We start from the raw sequence: 15982 nt of genomic DNA, 5'->3' as shown, positions 1-15982 counted from the left end.
CTAGGCTCAGGTGATATGGCGAAATTTCTCCGCGTTTGCGGATTTAGCGAAATTTCCTTTGACACGTCGGGCAAAACACCGGCATGATGGCATCATCGGGCGTTTGCGCCTGATCTCACCAAGCTCTGATGTGCTTGCTCGTCGGGTCAGTCGATCGGACGACTGTCATTCTGTTGCGATCTAATCCTCCCATATCAGCCGTTTTACTACTATGCCGGCGGCGTGCCGAGCCGCGACAATTTCCGCCTGCACGACTGGGGCAAGAGCCACGCGCCCAACCATCTCGGCGGCACCATGCGGCCCTGCCAGGCCGTGCCCGAGATGAGCCCGTTCTACATCGAGTTCGAGGAATATTTCGGCGGCTATAATTTTGGCGGCGGCAACGCGCAGCTCGATTTTGGGGACATGAAGTTCGACTGGGCGTGTGGGTAGCGTCCGGGCGCGAACGATCCACAGCGCGTCATCTCGCCGTCATCTCCTCCCGATACCGCTCTCTTCCCGCAGGCATTCGCGGCGCCGGCCGGCGTCCATCAAGCATGCACATCAGGGGGGATCATGGCTTCATTCACCGTCGCAAGCGGCACGGACACGAAAGCAAAGACGGTCGGCAACGGCGATACCGGCGTCATCGACGCCGGCGCGACCCTCGCAGTCACCGCCAGCGTCGCCATCAGCTGGACGGGCGGCACGACCGAAATCGACAATTTCGGAACCATCAGCGCCGCAACCCGCGGCATCGACACCGGCAAGAGCGTGCTTGCCGCAGGCAGCAGCCTCACCTTCGACAACGCCGGCGGCGCCGCGCTCGTGTCGACGGCCAATGACGGCATTCGCATCAACGCCGATATCGCGCCCGACGCAGCGGGCCATCAGGGCTCGGTCACCGTCAACAATTCCGGCGTCATCGTTTCCGGCAGCTATAGCGGCGGCACGATCAGCGGCACGGCGAGTGGCCAGGCGCTGGATTTCGACAATCTCAAATCCGCGATCGTCACCATCAATAATGATGCCGGCGGCCTGATTGGCGCAGCCGATGCCGATGCGATCCGGCCCGGCGCGCACGCCACCATCAACAATTGGGGCGCGATCGTCGCGCAAAACGGCGCCGGCGACAGCGGCAATGACGGCATCGATTTCCAGTCGAACGCCGGCGGCGGCATCGTCAACAACTACGCCGGCGGCACCATCGACGGTGCCCGCCACGGCATCACCGGCGAGCAGCCGATCAATGTCTACAACGAGGGCACCATCACCGGACACCTCGGCAGCGGCATCAACATGGACACGCCCAGCCTGTCAATGACCACAGTGACCAATCACGGCACCATCATCGGCACCGGCGGCTATCTCGCAGGCACCGCGGTGGACGGCGACGGCATCGACGTGGATGGCCTTTTGGCCCTCGACAATTTCGGCACCATCCAGGCCACCGGCGTGCATGTGGTCGAGGCGGACGGGACGATCGACCTCCAGGAGGCTGTCACCATCGGCGGCGGCACCATCATCAACGAGGCCGGCGGCGTCATCACCAGCTTCGAACGCGCCATCACCGTCAACGACAGCGACGGCACGGGCGGCCCGAATGGCAGCAACGGCAGCAATGGCGGCAATGGCTGGGCGCCGACGACGATCCTGAACTGGGGCCTCATTCACGGCGGCAATGGTGAAGCCATCTCCATCACCGACCTTTTCGCCGACACCGTCACCAATCACGGCACGATCGAGGGCAGCGTCGCACTCGGTGGCGGCGACGATATCGTCAACGACTACACCGGGGCTGTCTTCACCAGCACGATCGACGGCGGTGACGGCACCGACACCTTCAAGCTGCTCGGCAACGGCTCCGGCACGCTGGCGCACACGGTGAATTTCGAGGCGCTCGACGTGCAGGGCGGCAACTGGTCCGTGACCGACGCCGAAAGCTTCACCTCGGGCATCAGCATCGAGACCGGCGCCGGGCTCGCGATCGCCGACGGCGGATCGCTCACCGGGCACGTCACCGACAACGGCGTGCTGGCCTCGACCCATTCCGACGTCTTCGTGTTCAACGCCTCGATTTCCGGCAACGGCTCGCTCGACCAGGCCGGCACCGGCACCACCGTGCTGAGCCAGACCAGCAGCTACACCGGGGGCACGACGCTGCATGCGGGCACGCTGGAGCTCGCGGCGCTGGGTGCGGCCGGCACCGGAACGATCAGCTTCGAGAGCGGCGCACAAACGCTGAAGATCGACAAGGCCGCGCTGGACCACGGCCACCTCGACAACACCATCGAAGGCTTTGGCGTCGGCGACACCATCGATCTCGCCGGCATCGGCAAGGCAACGAGCGCGACGCTATCGGCCGACAATGTGCTGACCGTCACCGGCGGCAATTCTGGCACGATCGCGCTCCAGCTCGACTCGCATGCCTATGCCTCGGGGCTGAACTACCAACTGTCATCCGACGGCCATGGCGGCACCAAGATCACCGTCGTCTCCGACAACCTCGTCCAGGGCAATGACGGCAACAATCTGCTGATCGCCAATTTGTTCAGCCCGGTCGGCAGCGTCCTCGACGGCAAGGGCGGCAACGACATCCTGATCGGCGGCCTGCATTCCGACGTGCTCAACGGTGGCGGTGGCAACGATCTGCTCTACGGCGGCGCCGGCGCGGATCAATTCCGCTTCAACGGCGCCGATCAGGCGGCCGGCCAGCGCGCCACCGACGCCGTGTTCGACCTCAACTTCAACAAGGGCGATGCGCTGGTGTTCTACGACTACGAGGCCGGCACCTTCGCCTCATCCGGCGCGCATCCCACGACCGTGCTCAACACCGGCGAAGGCGCCGGCTCCGGCGTGGTGGTGAACTCGATGGCGGCGCTGGCCGATCTCGTCAAGAGCGCGGCCGACGTCACCGCCCAGCGCGGCGGCGCCAACGACCTCGTCATCGACATCAGCCAGAGCAACGGCAGCCACGAGACCATCGTGCTCGATCATCAGTGGCAGGCCTATTCGCAGGCCGCGGGCGGGCATTTTTTTAGCTAAAGTGATGATCTCTCTCTGGAGAGCGCAGGAGCGCGCTCTCCGGGTGCGCTCCCTCCATTGAGGCGCTCCTCGAATCCAGGCTGGACCAATCACATCCCCCGCTTCGGCCCAATCGCCTCGAACCCTGCCTTCTGCTCATCACTTAGATCCGCTTCGAAATCATCGAGCGCATCACCGACGCCGTGGACGGCCTGCTGCATGGTCTCCAGCCGCGCCTTCACGGCGGCGAGGCGGGCTTGCGGTGTTGCTTCGGCCTTCATCGGGCAAGGACTGAGTCTCTCCATGGTGCGCAGCGTGGTGCCCTGGAGCACGTCAAGCCGGGCGCGGCCGGTGTCGTCGAGCTTCAGCGTGTTGGCGATGTCGTCCGCGGGCCATTGCTGCTGCACGAGCTGCTCGTATTGGCGCTGCGCCTGCAGATCATAGCGGGGATCGTTGTTGGGATCGCAGGCTGCGGCCGCTTGCGCGTCCTTGTGCTGGGCTGACGCGAACGCAGCGCGGCGTTCGTTGGCGAGCGACTCGAGCTTTGCTTTCTGGCTGTCATCGAGGAGGTCGACGAACTTTGTCAGCGGCGGCGCCAGCGCATCCGTGGCCTTGATCATGGCATCAAGCCGGGCCTGCATCACGCCGAGGCGCTCCGCCGCCGTCGTTGGCGCCTGCGCCGGGCACGAGGCGCGGATGGTATCGCGCGCGGAAGCCCAGGCAGCGCCGAGATCGTCGAGCGCGGTGCGCTGCATCTCGTTCGGCTGCACGGTGGCGGCGATGCGGTCGACGGGCAAGCCGCCGGTGTCGCTGCTATCACAGACCGTCTCCACCGACGGGACGCGTCGCGCACGACGTCCCTGCGGCGCGGTGTAGGCGGCGAGCTCCGGCGCCGCATAGGGCGCGAAGATCGCGGCGTAGATATCGCCATAGCCATAGAGCGAGAGGCTGGTCGTATCGCCGAAGATCACGGCCGTGGTGAGATCGTCATGCGCGAACGGCCAGAACACGGGACCGATCCAGCCATAGCTGCCGTCGGCATGACGCCACCAGCCCTGCGGACGGCGGCCGCCGTGCCAGCCAGACAGCGCAGCACCTGCCGTGAGCGCGGCACGCATGACGTAGGGATTGGCGGGCTGGCCACGCTCGGCACCGTTTGGAATCTGGCGAGGGTCCTGCGATCTCAGCGCCGCGGAGCGATAGCGGCTGCCGCGCACCGCCATGCGGGCATGACGCATCCGCGACAGACCGATGACGTGGCCGACGGCGAAGCGCGCAACACCGAGGGGCCCGCCACGCAGTCCGAACTGCGCTTCGGCTGTATTCGGCAACAGCACTGCCAGAATCGCGAGGACCGCGCCGGCCAGCGCCAGCCCCAGGCGAGATCTCGACATGACCACCGAGCCGACCACCGAGATGACCACTTCCTGGCCCTCCTCCAGCGCCAAGCGCATCGCGTCGCATGAAGAAGACTCGCCGGGGAACCAATTGTTCCGCAGCGAGACGGTCAAAGCGTCGCAGAGTTGGGGGTCATCATCGCGGCGAGCAGCGCGCCTTCCGTCATTCCGGGCTCGTCGCTTCGCGACGCCCCGGAATGACGACCGTTCACTGCGCCCTTTGCGGCAACACAAACGTCTGGCCGGGATAGATCAGATTGGGATTGTGGATCTTGTCGCGGTTGGCGTTGACGATCACCGCGTAGCGGTTGCCGTCGCCGTAAGCGAGACGGCTCAACGCCCAGAGGCTGTCGCCGCGCGAAACCACCCGGCTGCCGCCGGCCTCCGCCGGTGACGCGGTGAGGACGTCCGCGGGCGAGGCGGATGCGACCGTGGTGGCCGCTGCCGGCACCCTCGCCATGGACCTGGGCTTGGGCGCGGCCATCATGCGCGGCCGAGCCGCGGACCGATCCGGCGCCGAGGCCAGACGCGGCGCCGGCAGGGACGCGACGACGTCCGATTTGTCGCCCGGCTTTTCAGTCGACCTGGCTTCCTGCTTCGCAACCGGTGTCACGCGTGCGGGCGGCGGGGCGGCTTCGGCGACCGTCACCGGCATGGTGCGGCTGGACTGCGTAACAGTGCCGTCGGGCGCCTTGGCGCGCAGCGTCAGCTCGTAGCTGCCGGCGGGAAGCTTCGGCGGGGTCATCACGAACTGGCCCGACGCATCGGCCACCACGCTGTCGAGCGGCTGGCCGTCGCGCATCAGCTCGACCTTCGAACCCGGCGCGGCCTGGCCCGCGATCACCGCGGCCTCGCCATGATCGTCGACGCGGGCCACGTCGAAGCGCGGACCGGTGTCGGCAACGGCCGGCTGCGGCTTGGTCGGTGCGATCTCCGCGAGCGCGGCGACCTGCTCCTGGGTCTCGGCCAGTGCCCCCGCCTTCGGCGCGTCAGCGGGCGCCGGCGAGGTGGGTTGAGCAACCCCCGCGAGCTTCTGTTCTTCAGCCTTCGGCTCTGTCTTGAGTTCGGTCTTGGGTTCAGTCTTGGCCTGTGCTTTGGCCTCGGCCTTCACCTCAGGCTTGCTCTCGGGCTTGGCGGCGACGACCTCGGTACTCGCCGCGCCCGGCAGCATGTGGCGCAGCTCCGTCGGGCCGATCACCAGCGCGGCGCCGACCGCCGCGAGCAGACAGAACGCAATGAAGGCCTTGGATGCGGTGATCATCAATGCTCAAACCTTGATCGAAACTGGGTCGCCAATCGGCCAGCACAAAGTGCGCCGATTTGGCCACGGCAGCAAGACGTTCGAAGGGATGAACCGGGCTAACCCTTCTGGCGTCAAACGAGCGAGGCCGCGCTGCGGCATTTTTTTTAGTTTTCAGGATTTTCCCCGTGACCGCATTTTATCGCGCCGCGCCATTTCTGGCGCTTGCCCTGACCTTCGCCGCCACCCCCGCGCTCGCCGCCTCCGGCCCGCCGCCGGGTTTCGTCCTCACCGACAATGCCGATCTTGCCTTCACCTCGCCCGACGGCGCCACCAAGCTCGAGCAGTACATGAAAGACGGTGGCAATTGGGACGTCAAATGGCAGGTCTGGGCGCGGCGCGGCGACCAGATGACGGAACTGAAGCCGGAGCAGGGCTATGGCGCCGGCTTCCGCTTCACCAGCGACTCGCAATGGCTGGTGCGGATGCAGAAGACCGGCTCGGGCGAGCAGGATCTGTTTCTCTACCATGTCGAGAACGGTGCCTTCGCAAGCGCCACCAGGAAGTCGCTCAGCGATCTCGCCTGGGACTATTTTCACAGCCAGCCCGACACGAAGCACATGAAGCTCGACTACCACATCTCGGCCAATCTCATGAAGGGCACCGAGGATGGCTATCGCTGGCTCGGCGTCGACTGGCCCAACAACCGCTACCTCCTGATCTCGCTGTCGGGCGAGATGGACAAGCATCCGAAGAACGTTGCCGTGAAGGGGCTGGCCGATTGGACGTGTCGTTATGACCTCAAGACCGGCAAGTTCGACGTGCCGGCGATGTTCGCCAAGGGCAATGCGGAAGCGCTAAACTGGGAGATCAAGCGGTGAAATTTCATCGCCAATCGGCCCGGGAACCAACCCTCTGATTCCGCTCCGATTCATACTTCCCTAACCCTCGCTGGTAACGGGGTCTTTTCGGTTTTGCTGCATCTTGCATCCCAGGGAGGACGGGATGGGCGCATCAATCCGATGGACCGCGCGTTTGCGCGTGCTGCTTCGCCAATGGCGAGGCGCGCCGCTGACGTGGCTGATCGTCGGCGGCTTCGTGCTGATGGCGGCGATGGCCATCGGCACCGGGCTCACCGTCGACCGCTTCCGCCAGAACGCCATCGAGAGCGGCCGCGACAGCCTGGAGAGCTCCGTCCGCCTGCTCGCCCGCCATTTCGACCGCGAGTTCGAGGATTTTGCGGTACTCCAGAAGAGCATCATCGCGGAACTCGAAGGTCACGGCATCGATTCCCCTGACGTGTTCCGCAGCGAGATGGCGACGCTCGCCATGCACGAGGTGCTGCGCACCAAGGCCAGCGGCTGGTCCGATGTGGCCGGCGCCAACGTGTTCGATTCCAGGGGCGTGCTGATCAACTCGTCGAAGCGCTGGCCCGTCGCCGACATCTCGGTGTCGGATCGCGGCTATTTCAACCGACTCAAGAACGATCCGGCTGCGCAGGAAGAGATCGAGGTCGTGCCCGGCCGTTTCGGCAAGGGTCCGGCGATCGTCATCGCGCGGCGTGTGTCGGGACCGCATGGCGAATTCCTCGGCCTGGTGTCGCGGGCGATCACGCCGGAGCAGCTCGAATCCTTCTTCGCCTCGACCGGGCTCGGCGAGGAATCCTCGATCGCGATGCACCACCAGAACGGCCAGCTGCTCGCCCGCATCCCCCATGTCGAAGACATGATCGGGCAGAATTATCGCAAGGGCTCACCGGAGCAGATGGCGGTGTTCGAGCGCACCTTCGTGACGACGCAGCTCGCAAGCCCGATGGACGGCAAGGACCGCATCGTCGCCTCGCGCATGCTGACCGGCGAGCCGCTGGTCGTGGTTGCCACCAAATCGCTGGACGCGACGCTCGCGACCTGGCGCACCCAGACCAAATTCTTCGTCACCGTCGCCGTGCTGTCGATCGGCCTGCTCGTGCTCACGCTGTTCCTGATCTTCCGCCAGGTGACGCGCCGCGTCTCGCTGGAGAAACAGCGGCTCGACACCGCCATGAACACGATGACCCAGGGCTTGCTCATGTTCGACCAGGACGAGCGGCTCATCGTCTGCAACCGCCGCTACATCGACTTGTATGGGCTCTCGACCGCGGTGGTGAAACCCGGCGCCTATTTCCGCGACGTGATCCAGCATCGCGCCGACACCGGCTCGTTCGACGGCGACGTCGATTCCTATTGCGACGACATCCTGAACAGCGTCGGACGGATCCAGAGCAACATCGTCGAGACCTCCGCCGGCCGCCTGATCGAGATCAAGAACCAGCCTGGCGCCGCCGGCGGCTGGCTCGCCACGCATGACGACGTCACCGAGCGCATCCGCGCCGACGAGCGCATCGCGCATATGGCGCATTACGACGCGCTGACCGACCTGCCCAACCGCGTGTTGATGCGCGGCCATCTGGAGCGGCGCGTGGCGGAGCTTGCCCAAGGCAAGCCGTTTGCGATCCTCTATATCGACGTCGACGAGTTCAAGGGCGTCAACGATTCGCTCGGACACGAGGTCGGCGACGAACTGCTGCGCCAGGTTGCCAGCCGCCTGCGCGCCTGCGTCAGCGGCAACGATCTCGTCGCGCGGCTTGGCGGCGACGAATTCGCGATCATCAAGGCCGGGACCTGCGACCAGGCCGAGCTGACGGCGCTCGCCGAACGGATCCTGAAATCGCTGCGCACGCCGGTGGATTGCAAGGGACAGGAGATCACGAGCGACGCCAGCATCGGCATCGCGATTGCGCCCGACCATGGCGACAATCTCGAAGATCTGCTCAAGCGCGCGGATCTGGCGATGTACGCCGCGAAATCGGAGGGACGCGGCACCTACCGCATCTTCGTGCCCGAATACGACGCCAAGGCGCGGCAGCGCCGCCAGCTCGAGCTCGATCTGCGCCAGGCGCTCGCCCGCGACGAGTTCGAGGTGCACTACCAGCCGCTGGTCGATCTCTCCGCCAATGTCGTCAACGGCTGCGAGGCGCTGCTGCGCTGGCGCCATCCGGAGCGCGGCATGGTCTCGCCCGCGGACTTCATTCCGGTCGCGGAAGACACCGGCCTGATCAGCGAGATCGGCGAATGGGTGCTGAAGCAGGCCTGCACCGAAGCCGCTTCGTGGCCGGCCGGCATCCACATCGCGGTCAACGTCTCGCCGGTGCAGTTCCGCTCAAAGACGCTGGCGCTGAAGGTCGCCGCCGCGCTCGCCGAGTCAGGCCTGGCGCCGGGACGGCTCGAGCTCGAGATCACCGAAACCGTGCTGATCCGCGACGACGCGGAGGCGCTGACCATCCTGCAGCAGCTGCGCGAGCTCGGCGTGCGCATCGCGCTCGACGATTTCGGCACCGGCTATTCGTCGCTGAGTTATCTGCACCGCTTCCCGTTCGACAAGATCAAGATCGACCGCAGCTTCATCAGCGATATCGGCGAACCTGAGGATTCCTCGCCGATCGTGCAGGCCGTGGTGCACATGGCCGCCGCCCGCCACATGGCGACGACGGCCGAAGGCGTCGAGACCGAGGCGCAACGCGAGGTGCTGCAAAGGCTCGGATGCAGCCAGATGCAGGGCTGGCTGTTCAGCCCGGCGGTGCCGGCGGCGAAGCTGAAGCAATTGCTGTCGAAGCAGGCGGCCGCGGCGGCTTGAGCCAGTTTCAGCGTCCGCTCAGACGGGTGCCGTTACGTTCGTCGTAATCTTCTGCATCTTGTATTCGCGCGGCGTTTCCATATCTCACCGGCATGATGCAGCTCACACTCGTCCAGGACCAGGCGATACAGGCGCTGATGGCAGGCGCCGTCGGCGCCGAGACATTCGATCGCCTCTTTGCAGGCATCCGTTTCGACAAGCTCGACGGCACGATGCTCTATGCCTTCGCCAAGGACGAGGAGATCGCCTCCGACATCGAGGACGGCTATTCGATCTACATCGCCGGTGTCGCATCGCGTGTGTTGAAGCGACAGGTCGATGTCGTCGTCGTGATGCCCAAGGTGCTGCAATAGGCCTGCCGCCAGGGCCCTTCTGACAAGCCCTGCTCAATCGATGAACGATGCAAGCTCCTCCGGAGTTCCCGAGGGAAACGCTTCCTTGAGACAATCGAGGAACGCGGATACGCGAGCGCTCAGCAATCGGCGCGACGGATAGAGTGCCCAGAGCACGATTTCGGGGCCGTCGACATCGCCCCAGTGCACGAGCTTGCCGGACGCCAGGTCGTGACTGACCAGCGAGACGGGAAGGCGCGCGGCGCCGACGCCTGCGCGAACCGCATCGCGCATCATGATGAGTGACGACAGGCGAAGCACAGGGTCGATCGTGATCCGCCATCTTCGGCTTCGGGTCGTGACGTCCCAGCCGAGGTTCGGATCGCTCGCCCCGCTCACCACGGCCGGAACGGCGAAATCGCCCTTTGGACCGCTCAGGCCGGGGCTCGCCACCACCACCAACCGATCGCGCATCAGGATTCGTCCGACAAGCGTTTCGTCCGGATCCGGATTGACGCGGATCACCAGGTCATAGCCCTCCTCGATCATATCGACCGAGCGGTCCTCCGTCGTGACCTCGAGCCGGACCTGCGGGTATTTCAACGCAAATGCGGCGGCCAGCTTTCCCATCGCGGTCTGCGCGAACAGCAGCGGCGCGCTGATCCGGAGCCGGCCGCGCGGCCTGTCGCCACCCGAGGAGATCGCGGCCGCGGCCTCGTCGAGCTCGGCGAGCAACGCGCCTGTCCGCTCATGAAGCGCGCGGCCTTCCTGGGTGAGCTTCAATGTGCGGGTTCCGCGCTCGAACAGGCGCAGATCGAGGCTGCTCTCCAGTTCAGCGACCCGACGAGACAGCGTCGCCTTCGGGCGGCCGGCGGCCCGGGCCGCACGTCCAAACCCGCCATGACGCGCAACCAGATTGAAATCGGCGAGCGCAAGGAGATCCATCGTTCCACCAATGAGACAGTCTGTTCAAACATAGCGTCTATTTGATCGAATTTGGATCACTAATTTGCGGGGTATCGACCAACCCCAACCGGAGTGATCCCCATGACCATCCTCGTGACCGGTGCCACCGGCACCGTCGGCCGCAGCGTCGTCGAACAGCTCGTCAGGCGCGGCGCCGATGTCCGCGCCCTCGTCCGCGATCCCGCGAAGGCCAATTTGCCCGCAGGTGTGACCGCCGTGAAAGGCGACCTGCTCGACGTCGACTCACTGCGCAGCGCACTCTCGGGCGTCTCGACCTTCTTCCTGCTCAATGCCGTGGTGCCGGATGAATTCACCCAGGCGCTGGTCGCGCTCAACCTGGCCCGCGAAGCCGGCATCGAGCGGATCGTCTACCTGTCGGTGATTCACAGCGACGTCTACGTCAACGTGCCGCACTTCGCCGGCAAGTTCGGCGTCGAGCGGATGATCGAACAGATGGGCTTCAAGGCCACCATCCTGCGCCCCGCCTACTTCATCAACAACGAGCTCACGATCAAGGACGTGGTGACCGGATACGGGATCTACCCGATGCCGATCGGAGCCAAGGGCCTCGCCATGATCGACGCGCGCGACATCGGCGAGATCGCGGCCATCGAGCTGATCCGCCGCGAGACATCCGCCGCGCCGCTCCCGCTAACCCGGATCAATCTCGTCGGTCCCGATGTGCTGACCGGCACGAAGGCCGCTGCCATCTGGTCGGAGGTCCTGGGCCGCTCCATCGCCTATCCCGGCGACGACACCGCCGGCTTCGAGAAGAACCTCCGACAGTTCATGCCGAGCTGGATGGCCTTCGACATGCGGCTGATGAGCGAGCGCTTTCTCACCGACGGAATGCTCCCCGAGACCGGCGACGTCGAACGTCTGACGTCGCTCCTGGGGCGTCCGTTGCGCTCCTATCGCGACTTCGTCGCCGAGATCACAGCCGCGGCCTGACGGCAGCGGCATCACCCGGAATCACGACCAGGGAATACGACCATCCATTCGACTGCCCTGCTGTCGACGTTGAAGCGCACCCGCGAGCTGCTCGCCGAGCACAAGCTCTGATCTTCACCGAAAATCTAGACGACGGGAGTGCCTTCCGGGAGCCGTCCCGTCGTCCAATGCTGCCGTCCGCGCAGGCGTCGGCCAGCGCCTGATGGATCATCCCTCGATCTCGCTGTCGTCCTTCGTCCGCCGCGGCGCGCGCATGAACGAACACACGCGACGCCACATGCAGCTCGGCCTGCGCTATTCGTCAGGGCTCGCGGGCGTGCCGAAGGGCGACATGTTCGTCGTCCTGCTCAGCAAGTCGGCCTGGCACGCGGTCGGCGCGCAGATCGGCTCGGCGCTGACCTTCGTCAACAAGACCTATTCCGAGACCGGACAGGTCAAGCTGTCCTCGCGCGACGCTTCCGCCGAGCCGATCGTCGAATTCAATCTGCTGTCCGACCGGCGCGACCTCGATCGCCTGATGAGCGGCTTCCGCAAGATGGCGGCCATTCAGCTGAGCGACGCCGTCCGGGCCGTGACCGACAAGCCGTTCCCGGCCGCCTACACCGACAAGGTCCGGAAGATCGGCGTGGTCAACACCAGGAACAGGATTTTGACCAAGATCGCCGCGACCCTGATGGATGGACCGGCGGCGCTGCGTCACTATCTGATCGACAATTTCGTGGTCGAAGGTTTCACCTTCGATGACGTGATCAACGACGACGAGGCGCTGGAAGCCTTCGTACGCAAGGCCACCATCGGTGTCTGGCACGCCTCGTGCTCCTGCCGCATGGGCCGGGCCGACGATCCGATGGCGGTGGTCGATGCCCAGGGCCGCGTCAAAGGCATCCAGGGCCTGCGCGTCGTCGACGCCTCGATCTTTCCGGTGGTGCCGTGCGCCAACACCAATTTTCCGGTGTTGATGTCGGCGGAGAAGATCGCGGCCGCGACGATGCAGTGATCCCGGACGACGCTACGCCGGGAGGTCGCCGACGAAGCGGTCGACGTCGCGCTTGAGATGTGCGGAGGGATTGCCGAACAATGCCATAGGAGCGCCGGATATCTGAATCTGAAAAAGATGCAGAAAAATACCGGCCCGCTCCTAAGATTTGGTTCACCACATGAGCCTGCGCCGGCGGGCACGCGCGAGCCAGGCGCGATTTCGGTTGTTTGGGGGTGCCTCAGGTCGCGCGGCTCATTTCGCCGGTCTTGCGGCCTGGATCTCGACGAACTCGGCGTCCGGATGCGTGACGATGGTGGTGAACATGATGCCGCTGATGATGAGCGACCAGGCGGTGTCCCAATAAATCCAAAACACTTTCCAGCCTCCGTTTTGCCAGCCTCCGTATTGGCGTCCTCCGCCCGCGGGACCGGAGTAACGGCGCGACAAGGCTGCCGTTCCCTGGAGATCCCGTGGCCGGGGCTTGCGCAGCGAATGAGCAGACGAAGCGCAGCGCTATTTGGAGTTTGTCGGCAAGACCTTGCGATCGGTTTAACCGGTGTGGCGCTTTGCCACGACATCTTCACCACCAAGGTCCCCGGCTGTGAACGAGTTCATAGGATCGCCGCCTTTTGCAGTGCACGGTGGTTCAGGCGCTTTCGGCGCATCGTACCCTCGGACGGATTTGGCCTGATGCGCAGACAATTGGTCGCCTGGACCATCCTGACCTCGGCCTTGGTCGCGATTGCCGTGTGGACCGTGCTCGGGCCGCCCGACCATGCAGCCGGCCCGCGCCTGCCCTCGCGCGACCTGACGGCGTCGGTGCGCTAGATTGTTATTTTGACGCGTTTTCTCGACGCGAGCCGGCATCCACTTCGCTCGAAAATGCTTTGCAACCGATACAATTTCGGCATCGATCAATCCCAATTGGAGTTTGGTGCAACGGAACACCAGCCGCTATCGTCTGCCGCAAAACGACAAGCCACACCGGCTCAAGGAGGACGGCCCATGATCAAACCGACCCGCCCCGCATCCCGCGCGGCGATCGCCACCACGCTCTTCACTGCTCTTGCCCTCGTCTTGGGAGTCCGTGCCGGCATGGCCGAAACCTTCGCCTATGTCGGCAATGCCGACTCCAACGACATCAGCGTCTTCAAGATCGCCGAGGGCGGCGAGATGACGCCGGTGCAGACAGCCGCCTTCACCGACGTCGAAAAGCCCGGCGCCTCGACGCCGCTTGCGATCACGCCCGACCACCGCGTGCTGATCGCCGGCGTCCGCTCGCAGCCATTCCTCGCGGTGAGCTTCGCGATCGATCAGAAGACGGGTCTCCTCAGTCATATCGGCAACGGGCCGCTCGCCGACAGCATGGCCAACATCGCCACCGACCGTGGCGGCAAGGTGCTGTTCAGCGCCTCCTATGGCGGCAGCAAGGTCGCGCTGAATCCGCTTCAAGCCAACGGCGTCGTCGGCGAACCGAAGCAGGTGATCCCGACCGGGCTGAACGCACACGCCTTCCTGCCCTCGCCCGACAACCGCTTTGTGTTCGCAACCAATCTCGGTTCGGACCAGGTGTTGAGCTTTGCATTCGATGCCGCTGCGGGCACGCTGACGCCGAGCGATCCGCCTTCGATAAAGACGCCGGAGAAATCCGGACCGCGGCACTTCGTGTTTCATCCCAACGGCAAGTTCGTCTATCTCATCCACGAGCTGAACGGCGACGTCGCAGCCTACAGCTATGAAGCCAAGAGCGGAGCCTGGGGCGAGATCCAGCGCACCACCGCGCTGCCCGAAGGTTTTTCGGGGAAGCCTTGGGCCGCCGACATCCACATCACCCCGGACGGCCGCTTCCTGTATGCCTCCGAGCGCACCACCAACACGCTCACCGCCTACAAGGTCGATGCGACCAGCGGCAAGCTGACCACGATCGGCAGCGTGCCGACCGAGAAGCAGCCGCGCGGCTTCAACATCGATCCGACCGGCCGCTACTTGGCCGCGGTCGGCGAGCTGTCCGACGGCATGACGGTCTACGCCATCGACCAGAGCAGCGGCGCGCTCGGCAAGCTGAAATCCTACGCCACCGGCAAGAAGCCGAACTGGGTGGAGTTTTTGACGCTGAAGTGAGGGGGCGCTCACTCTCCCCTCCCTGGATAGTTCCCATAAGAGGTCGTCATGCCCGGGCTTGTCCCGGGCATCCACGTTCTTCGTACCACGTCGCCAAGACGTGGATGGCCGGGACAAGCCCGGCCACGACGAGTTCGGGGTGTGTGACCGGCGGCGAACCTCTTTGCTTTCGCAGCGACTAAATCAACAGGCGGCATCGCGCCCGCCTGCGCTGCGGCATTTCTCGTCCGGTCAGCCCATGGCCCGCTGCTGCCGCTTCTGCTATCCATCGAAGCCTTGTCGACTAAGCCTTGCGGCCAACCGGAATGACCGATGCGTTCATTGCCTGCGCGTTCCTTTTCCCAGACCTTCGTTGCCCTCGCCGGACTGGTGCTGGTCTCCGCCCAGCCGGTGCTCGCTGCCGATGACGATGCGCCCAAGGGGCCGGCGGTCACGGTGCTGAAGGCGGCAAAATCCTGTTTCTCCGACATCGTCGAGGCCACCGGCTCGATTGTCGCGCGCGAAGAGACATCCGTGCGGCCGGAGCGGCCGGGGCTGAAGGTGACGGAAGTGCTGGCTGAAGCCGGCGAGACCACCACGGCCGGCCAGGTGCTGGCACGGCTGGCGCTGCCCGAGGGCGGCACGCTGCAGGTCACCGCCCCCGTGGCAGGCGTGATCGCGACATCGACCGCGCAGATCGGTGCGCCCGCCTCGGCCAGGGGCGAGGCGCTGTTCACCATCGTGGCGCGCAGCGAATATGATCTCGTCGGACTGGTCGCGACCAACGACGTCAGGAAGCTCGCGGTCAACCAGCCGGCTACCGTGCGCATCGCCGGCGCCGGCGATATCGACGGCAAGGTGCGCCGCATCGGTCCGACCGTCGAGCCGAATATCCAGCAGGGCATGGTCTATATCGGCATCTCGTCGCAACGCCGGCTGCTGCTCAATGCGAGCGGCCGCGCGCTGATCAAGATCGGGCAGAGCTGCAACGTCGCGGTGCCGCTGACGTCGGTGCAATATTCATCCGCCGGCACCGTGGTGCAGGTGATCCGGCGCAATCGCGTCGAGACCAAGCGCGTCGAGATCGGATTGATGTCGGGTGGCAATATCGAGGTCCGCGACGGCCTCAACGAAGGCGATATCGTCGTCGCACGCGCCGGCGCGCTGCTCCGCGAAGGCGATCCCGTGCGCCCGGTGATGGCGAGCGAAGCCGCGAAGTAACAGACGGTCTCGTAGGGTGGGCAAAGCGAAAGCGTGCCCACGTCTTCTATCGAAAATATCGGAGAGAATGGTGGGCACGGCGCTTTGCGCCTTTGCCCACCCTACGAAACCGCAGTGTGCG

Annotated in this window: 13 protein-coding genes and 1 pseudogene; 10 read left to right on the top strand and 4 right to left on the bottom strand. The window is 65.1% G+C overall.

Annotation, left to right across the window (positions count from 1 at the left end; genetic code table 11):
• Positions 1 to 222: 222 nt before the first annotated feature.
• Together K3F49_RS38465 and K3F49_RS38460 are read left to right on the top strand one after the other, a co-directional pair.
• Positions 223 to 432: a hypothetical protein gene (locus tag K3F49_RS38465; RefSeq protein WP_234686060.1), complete on the top strand. Its 210-nt coding sequence runs from the start codon at positions 223 to 225 to the stop codon at positions 430 to 432.
• Between the two features lie 123 nt (positions 433 to 555).
• Complete coding sequence (locus K3F49_RS38460) at positions 556 to 3024, top strand: beta strand repeat-containing protein (RefSeq protein ID WP_234686059.1); 2469 nt, start codon at positions 556 to 558, stop codon at positions 3022 to 3024.
• A gap of 89 nt (positions 3025 to 3113) precedes the next feature.
• Here K3F49_RS38460 and K3F49_RS38455 read toward each other — a convergent pair whose 3' ends face one another.
• Complete coding sequence (locus K3F49_RS38455) at positions 3114 to 4457, bottom strand: Spy/CpxP family protein refolding chaperone (protein ID WP_234686058.1); 1344 nt, start codon at positions 4455 to 4457, stop codon at positions 3114 to 3116.
• A gap of 151 nt (positions 4458 to 4608) precedes the next feature.
• The gene (locus K3F49_RS38450; protein WP_234686057.1) at positions 4609 to 5661 is read right to left on the bottom strand and encodes a LysM peptidoglycan-binding domain-containing protein; all 1053 of its coding nucleotides are present in this window, start codon (positions 5659 to 5661) and stop codon (positions 4609 to 4611) included.
• A gap of 167 nt (positions 5662 to 5828) precedes the next feature.
• Here K3F49_RS38450 and K3F49_RS38445 point away from each other — a divergent pair, with 167 nt between their 5' ends.
• From K3F49_RS38445 to K3F49_RS38435, 3 genes are all read left to right on the top strand, one after another.
• Positions 5829 to 6521 carry a hypothetical protein gene (locus K3F49_RS38445; RefSeq protein ID WP_234686056.1) on the top strand — a complete coding sequence of 231 codons (693 nt, stop codon included), beginning with the start codon at positions 5829 to 5831 and terminating at the stop codon, positions 6519 to 6521.
• A gap of 124 nt (positions 6522 to 6645) precedes the next feature.
• Complete coding sequence (locus K3F49_RS38440; protein ID WP_234686055.1) at positions 6646 to 9312, top strand: bifunctional diguanylate cyclase/phosphodiesterase; 2667 nt, start codon at positions 6646 to 6648, stop codon at positions 9310 to 9312.
• A gap of 92 nt (positions 9313 to 9404) precedes the next feature.
• Complete coding sequence (locus K3F49_RS38435) at positions 9405 to 9665, top strand: hypothetical protein (RefSeq protein WP_234686054.1); 261 nt, start codon at positions 9405 to 9407, stop codon at positions 9663 to 9665.
• Positions 9666 to 9698: 33 nt separating this feature from the next.
• Here K3F49_RS38435 and K3F49_RS38430 read toward each other — a convergent pair whose 3' ends face one another.
• Entirely contained in the window at positions 9699 to 10589 is an 891-nt protein-coding gene (locus K3F49_RS38430) for a LysR family transcriptional regulator (RefSeq protein WP_234686053.1), read from the bottom strand.
• Between the two features lie 102 nt (positions 10590 to 10691).
• Here K3F49_RS38430 and K3F49_RS38425 point away from each other — a divergent pair, with 102 nt between their 5' ends.
• Both K3F49_RS38425 and K3F49_RS38420 read left to right on the top strand, forming a co-directional pair.
• Positions 10692 to 11561, top strand: coding sequence for an SDR family oxidoreductase (locus tag K3F49_RS38425; RefSeq protein WP_234686052.1), 870 nt, complete (start codon positions 10692 to 10694; stop codon positions 11559 to 11561).
• Between the two features lie 184 nt (positions 11562 to 11745).
• Positions 11746 to 12558 (top strand): annotated as a pseudogene (locus K3F49_RS38420) (GMC oxidoreductase); the annotation flags it as partial.
• 234 nt (positions 12559 to 12792) lie between these two features.
• On the opposite strand, the gene K3F49_RS39360 reads toward K3F49_RS38420, so the two are convergent.
• Complete coding sequence (locus K3F49_RS39360; RefSeq protein ID WP_346657403.1) at positions 12793 to 12915, bottom strand: hypothetical protein; 123 nt, start codon at positions 12913 to 12915, stop codon at positions 12793 to 12795.
• A 315-nt stretch (positions 12916 to 13230) separates the two neighbouring features.
• On the opposite strand from K3F49_RS39360, the gene K3F49_RS38415 reads away from it, so the two are divergent.
• The 3 genes from K3F49_RS38415 to K3F49_RS38405 all read left to right on the top strand — a co-directional run bounded on the left by K3F49_RS38415 (position 13231) and on the right by K3F49_RS38405 (position 15861).
• The gene (locus K3F49_RS38415) at positions 13231 to 13368 is read left to right on the top strand and encodes a hypothetical protein (RefSeq protein WP_234686050.1); all 138 of its coding nucleotides are present in this window, start codon (positions 13231 to 13233) and stop codon (positions 13366 to 13368) included.
• Between the two features lie 177 nt (positions 13369 to 13545).
• Complete coding sequence (locus tag K3F49_RS38410) at positions 13546 to 14661, top strand: lactonase family protein (RefSeq protein ID WP_234686049.1); 1116 nt, start codon at positions 13546 to 13548, stop codon at positions 14659 to 14661.
• Positions 14662 to 14973: 312 nt separating this feature from the next.
• Entirely contained in the window at positions 14974 to 15861 is an 888-nt protein-coding gene (locus tag K3F49_RS38405) for an efflux RND transporter periplasmic adaptor subunit (RefSeq protein WP_234686048.1), read from the top strand.
• Positions 15862 to 15982: the final 121 nt, after the last annotated feature.

Origin of the sequence: Bradyrhizobium monzae (assembly GCF_021458635.1) — a bacterium.
In the GTDB taxonomy this organism is placed as follows: Bacteria; Pseudomonadota; Alphaproteobacteria; order Rhizobiales; family Xanthobacteraceae; genus Bradyrhizobium.
Note: the sequence above shows the minus strand (reverse complement) of the source record. Positions and strands in the feature narration are given on the sequence as shown.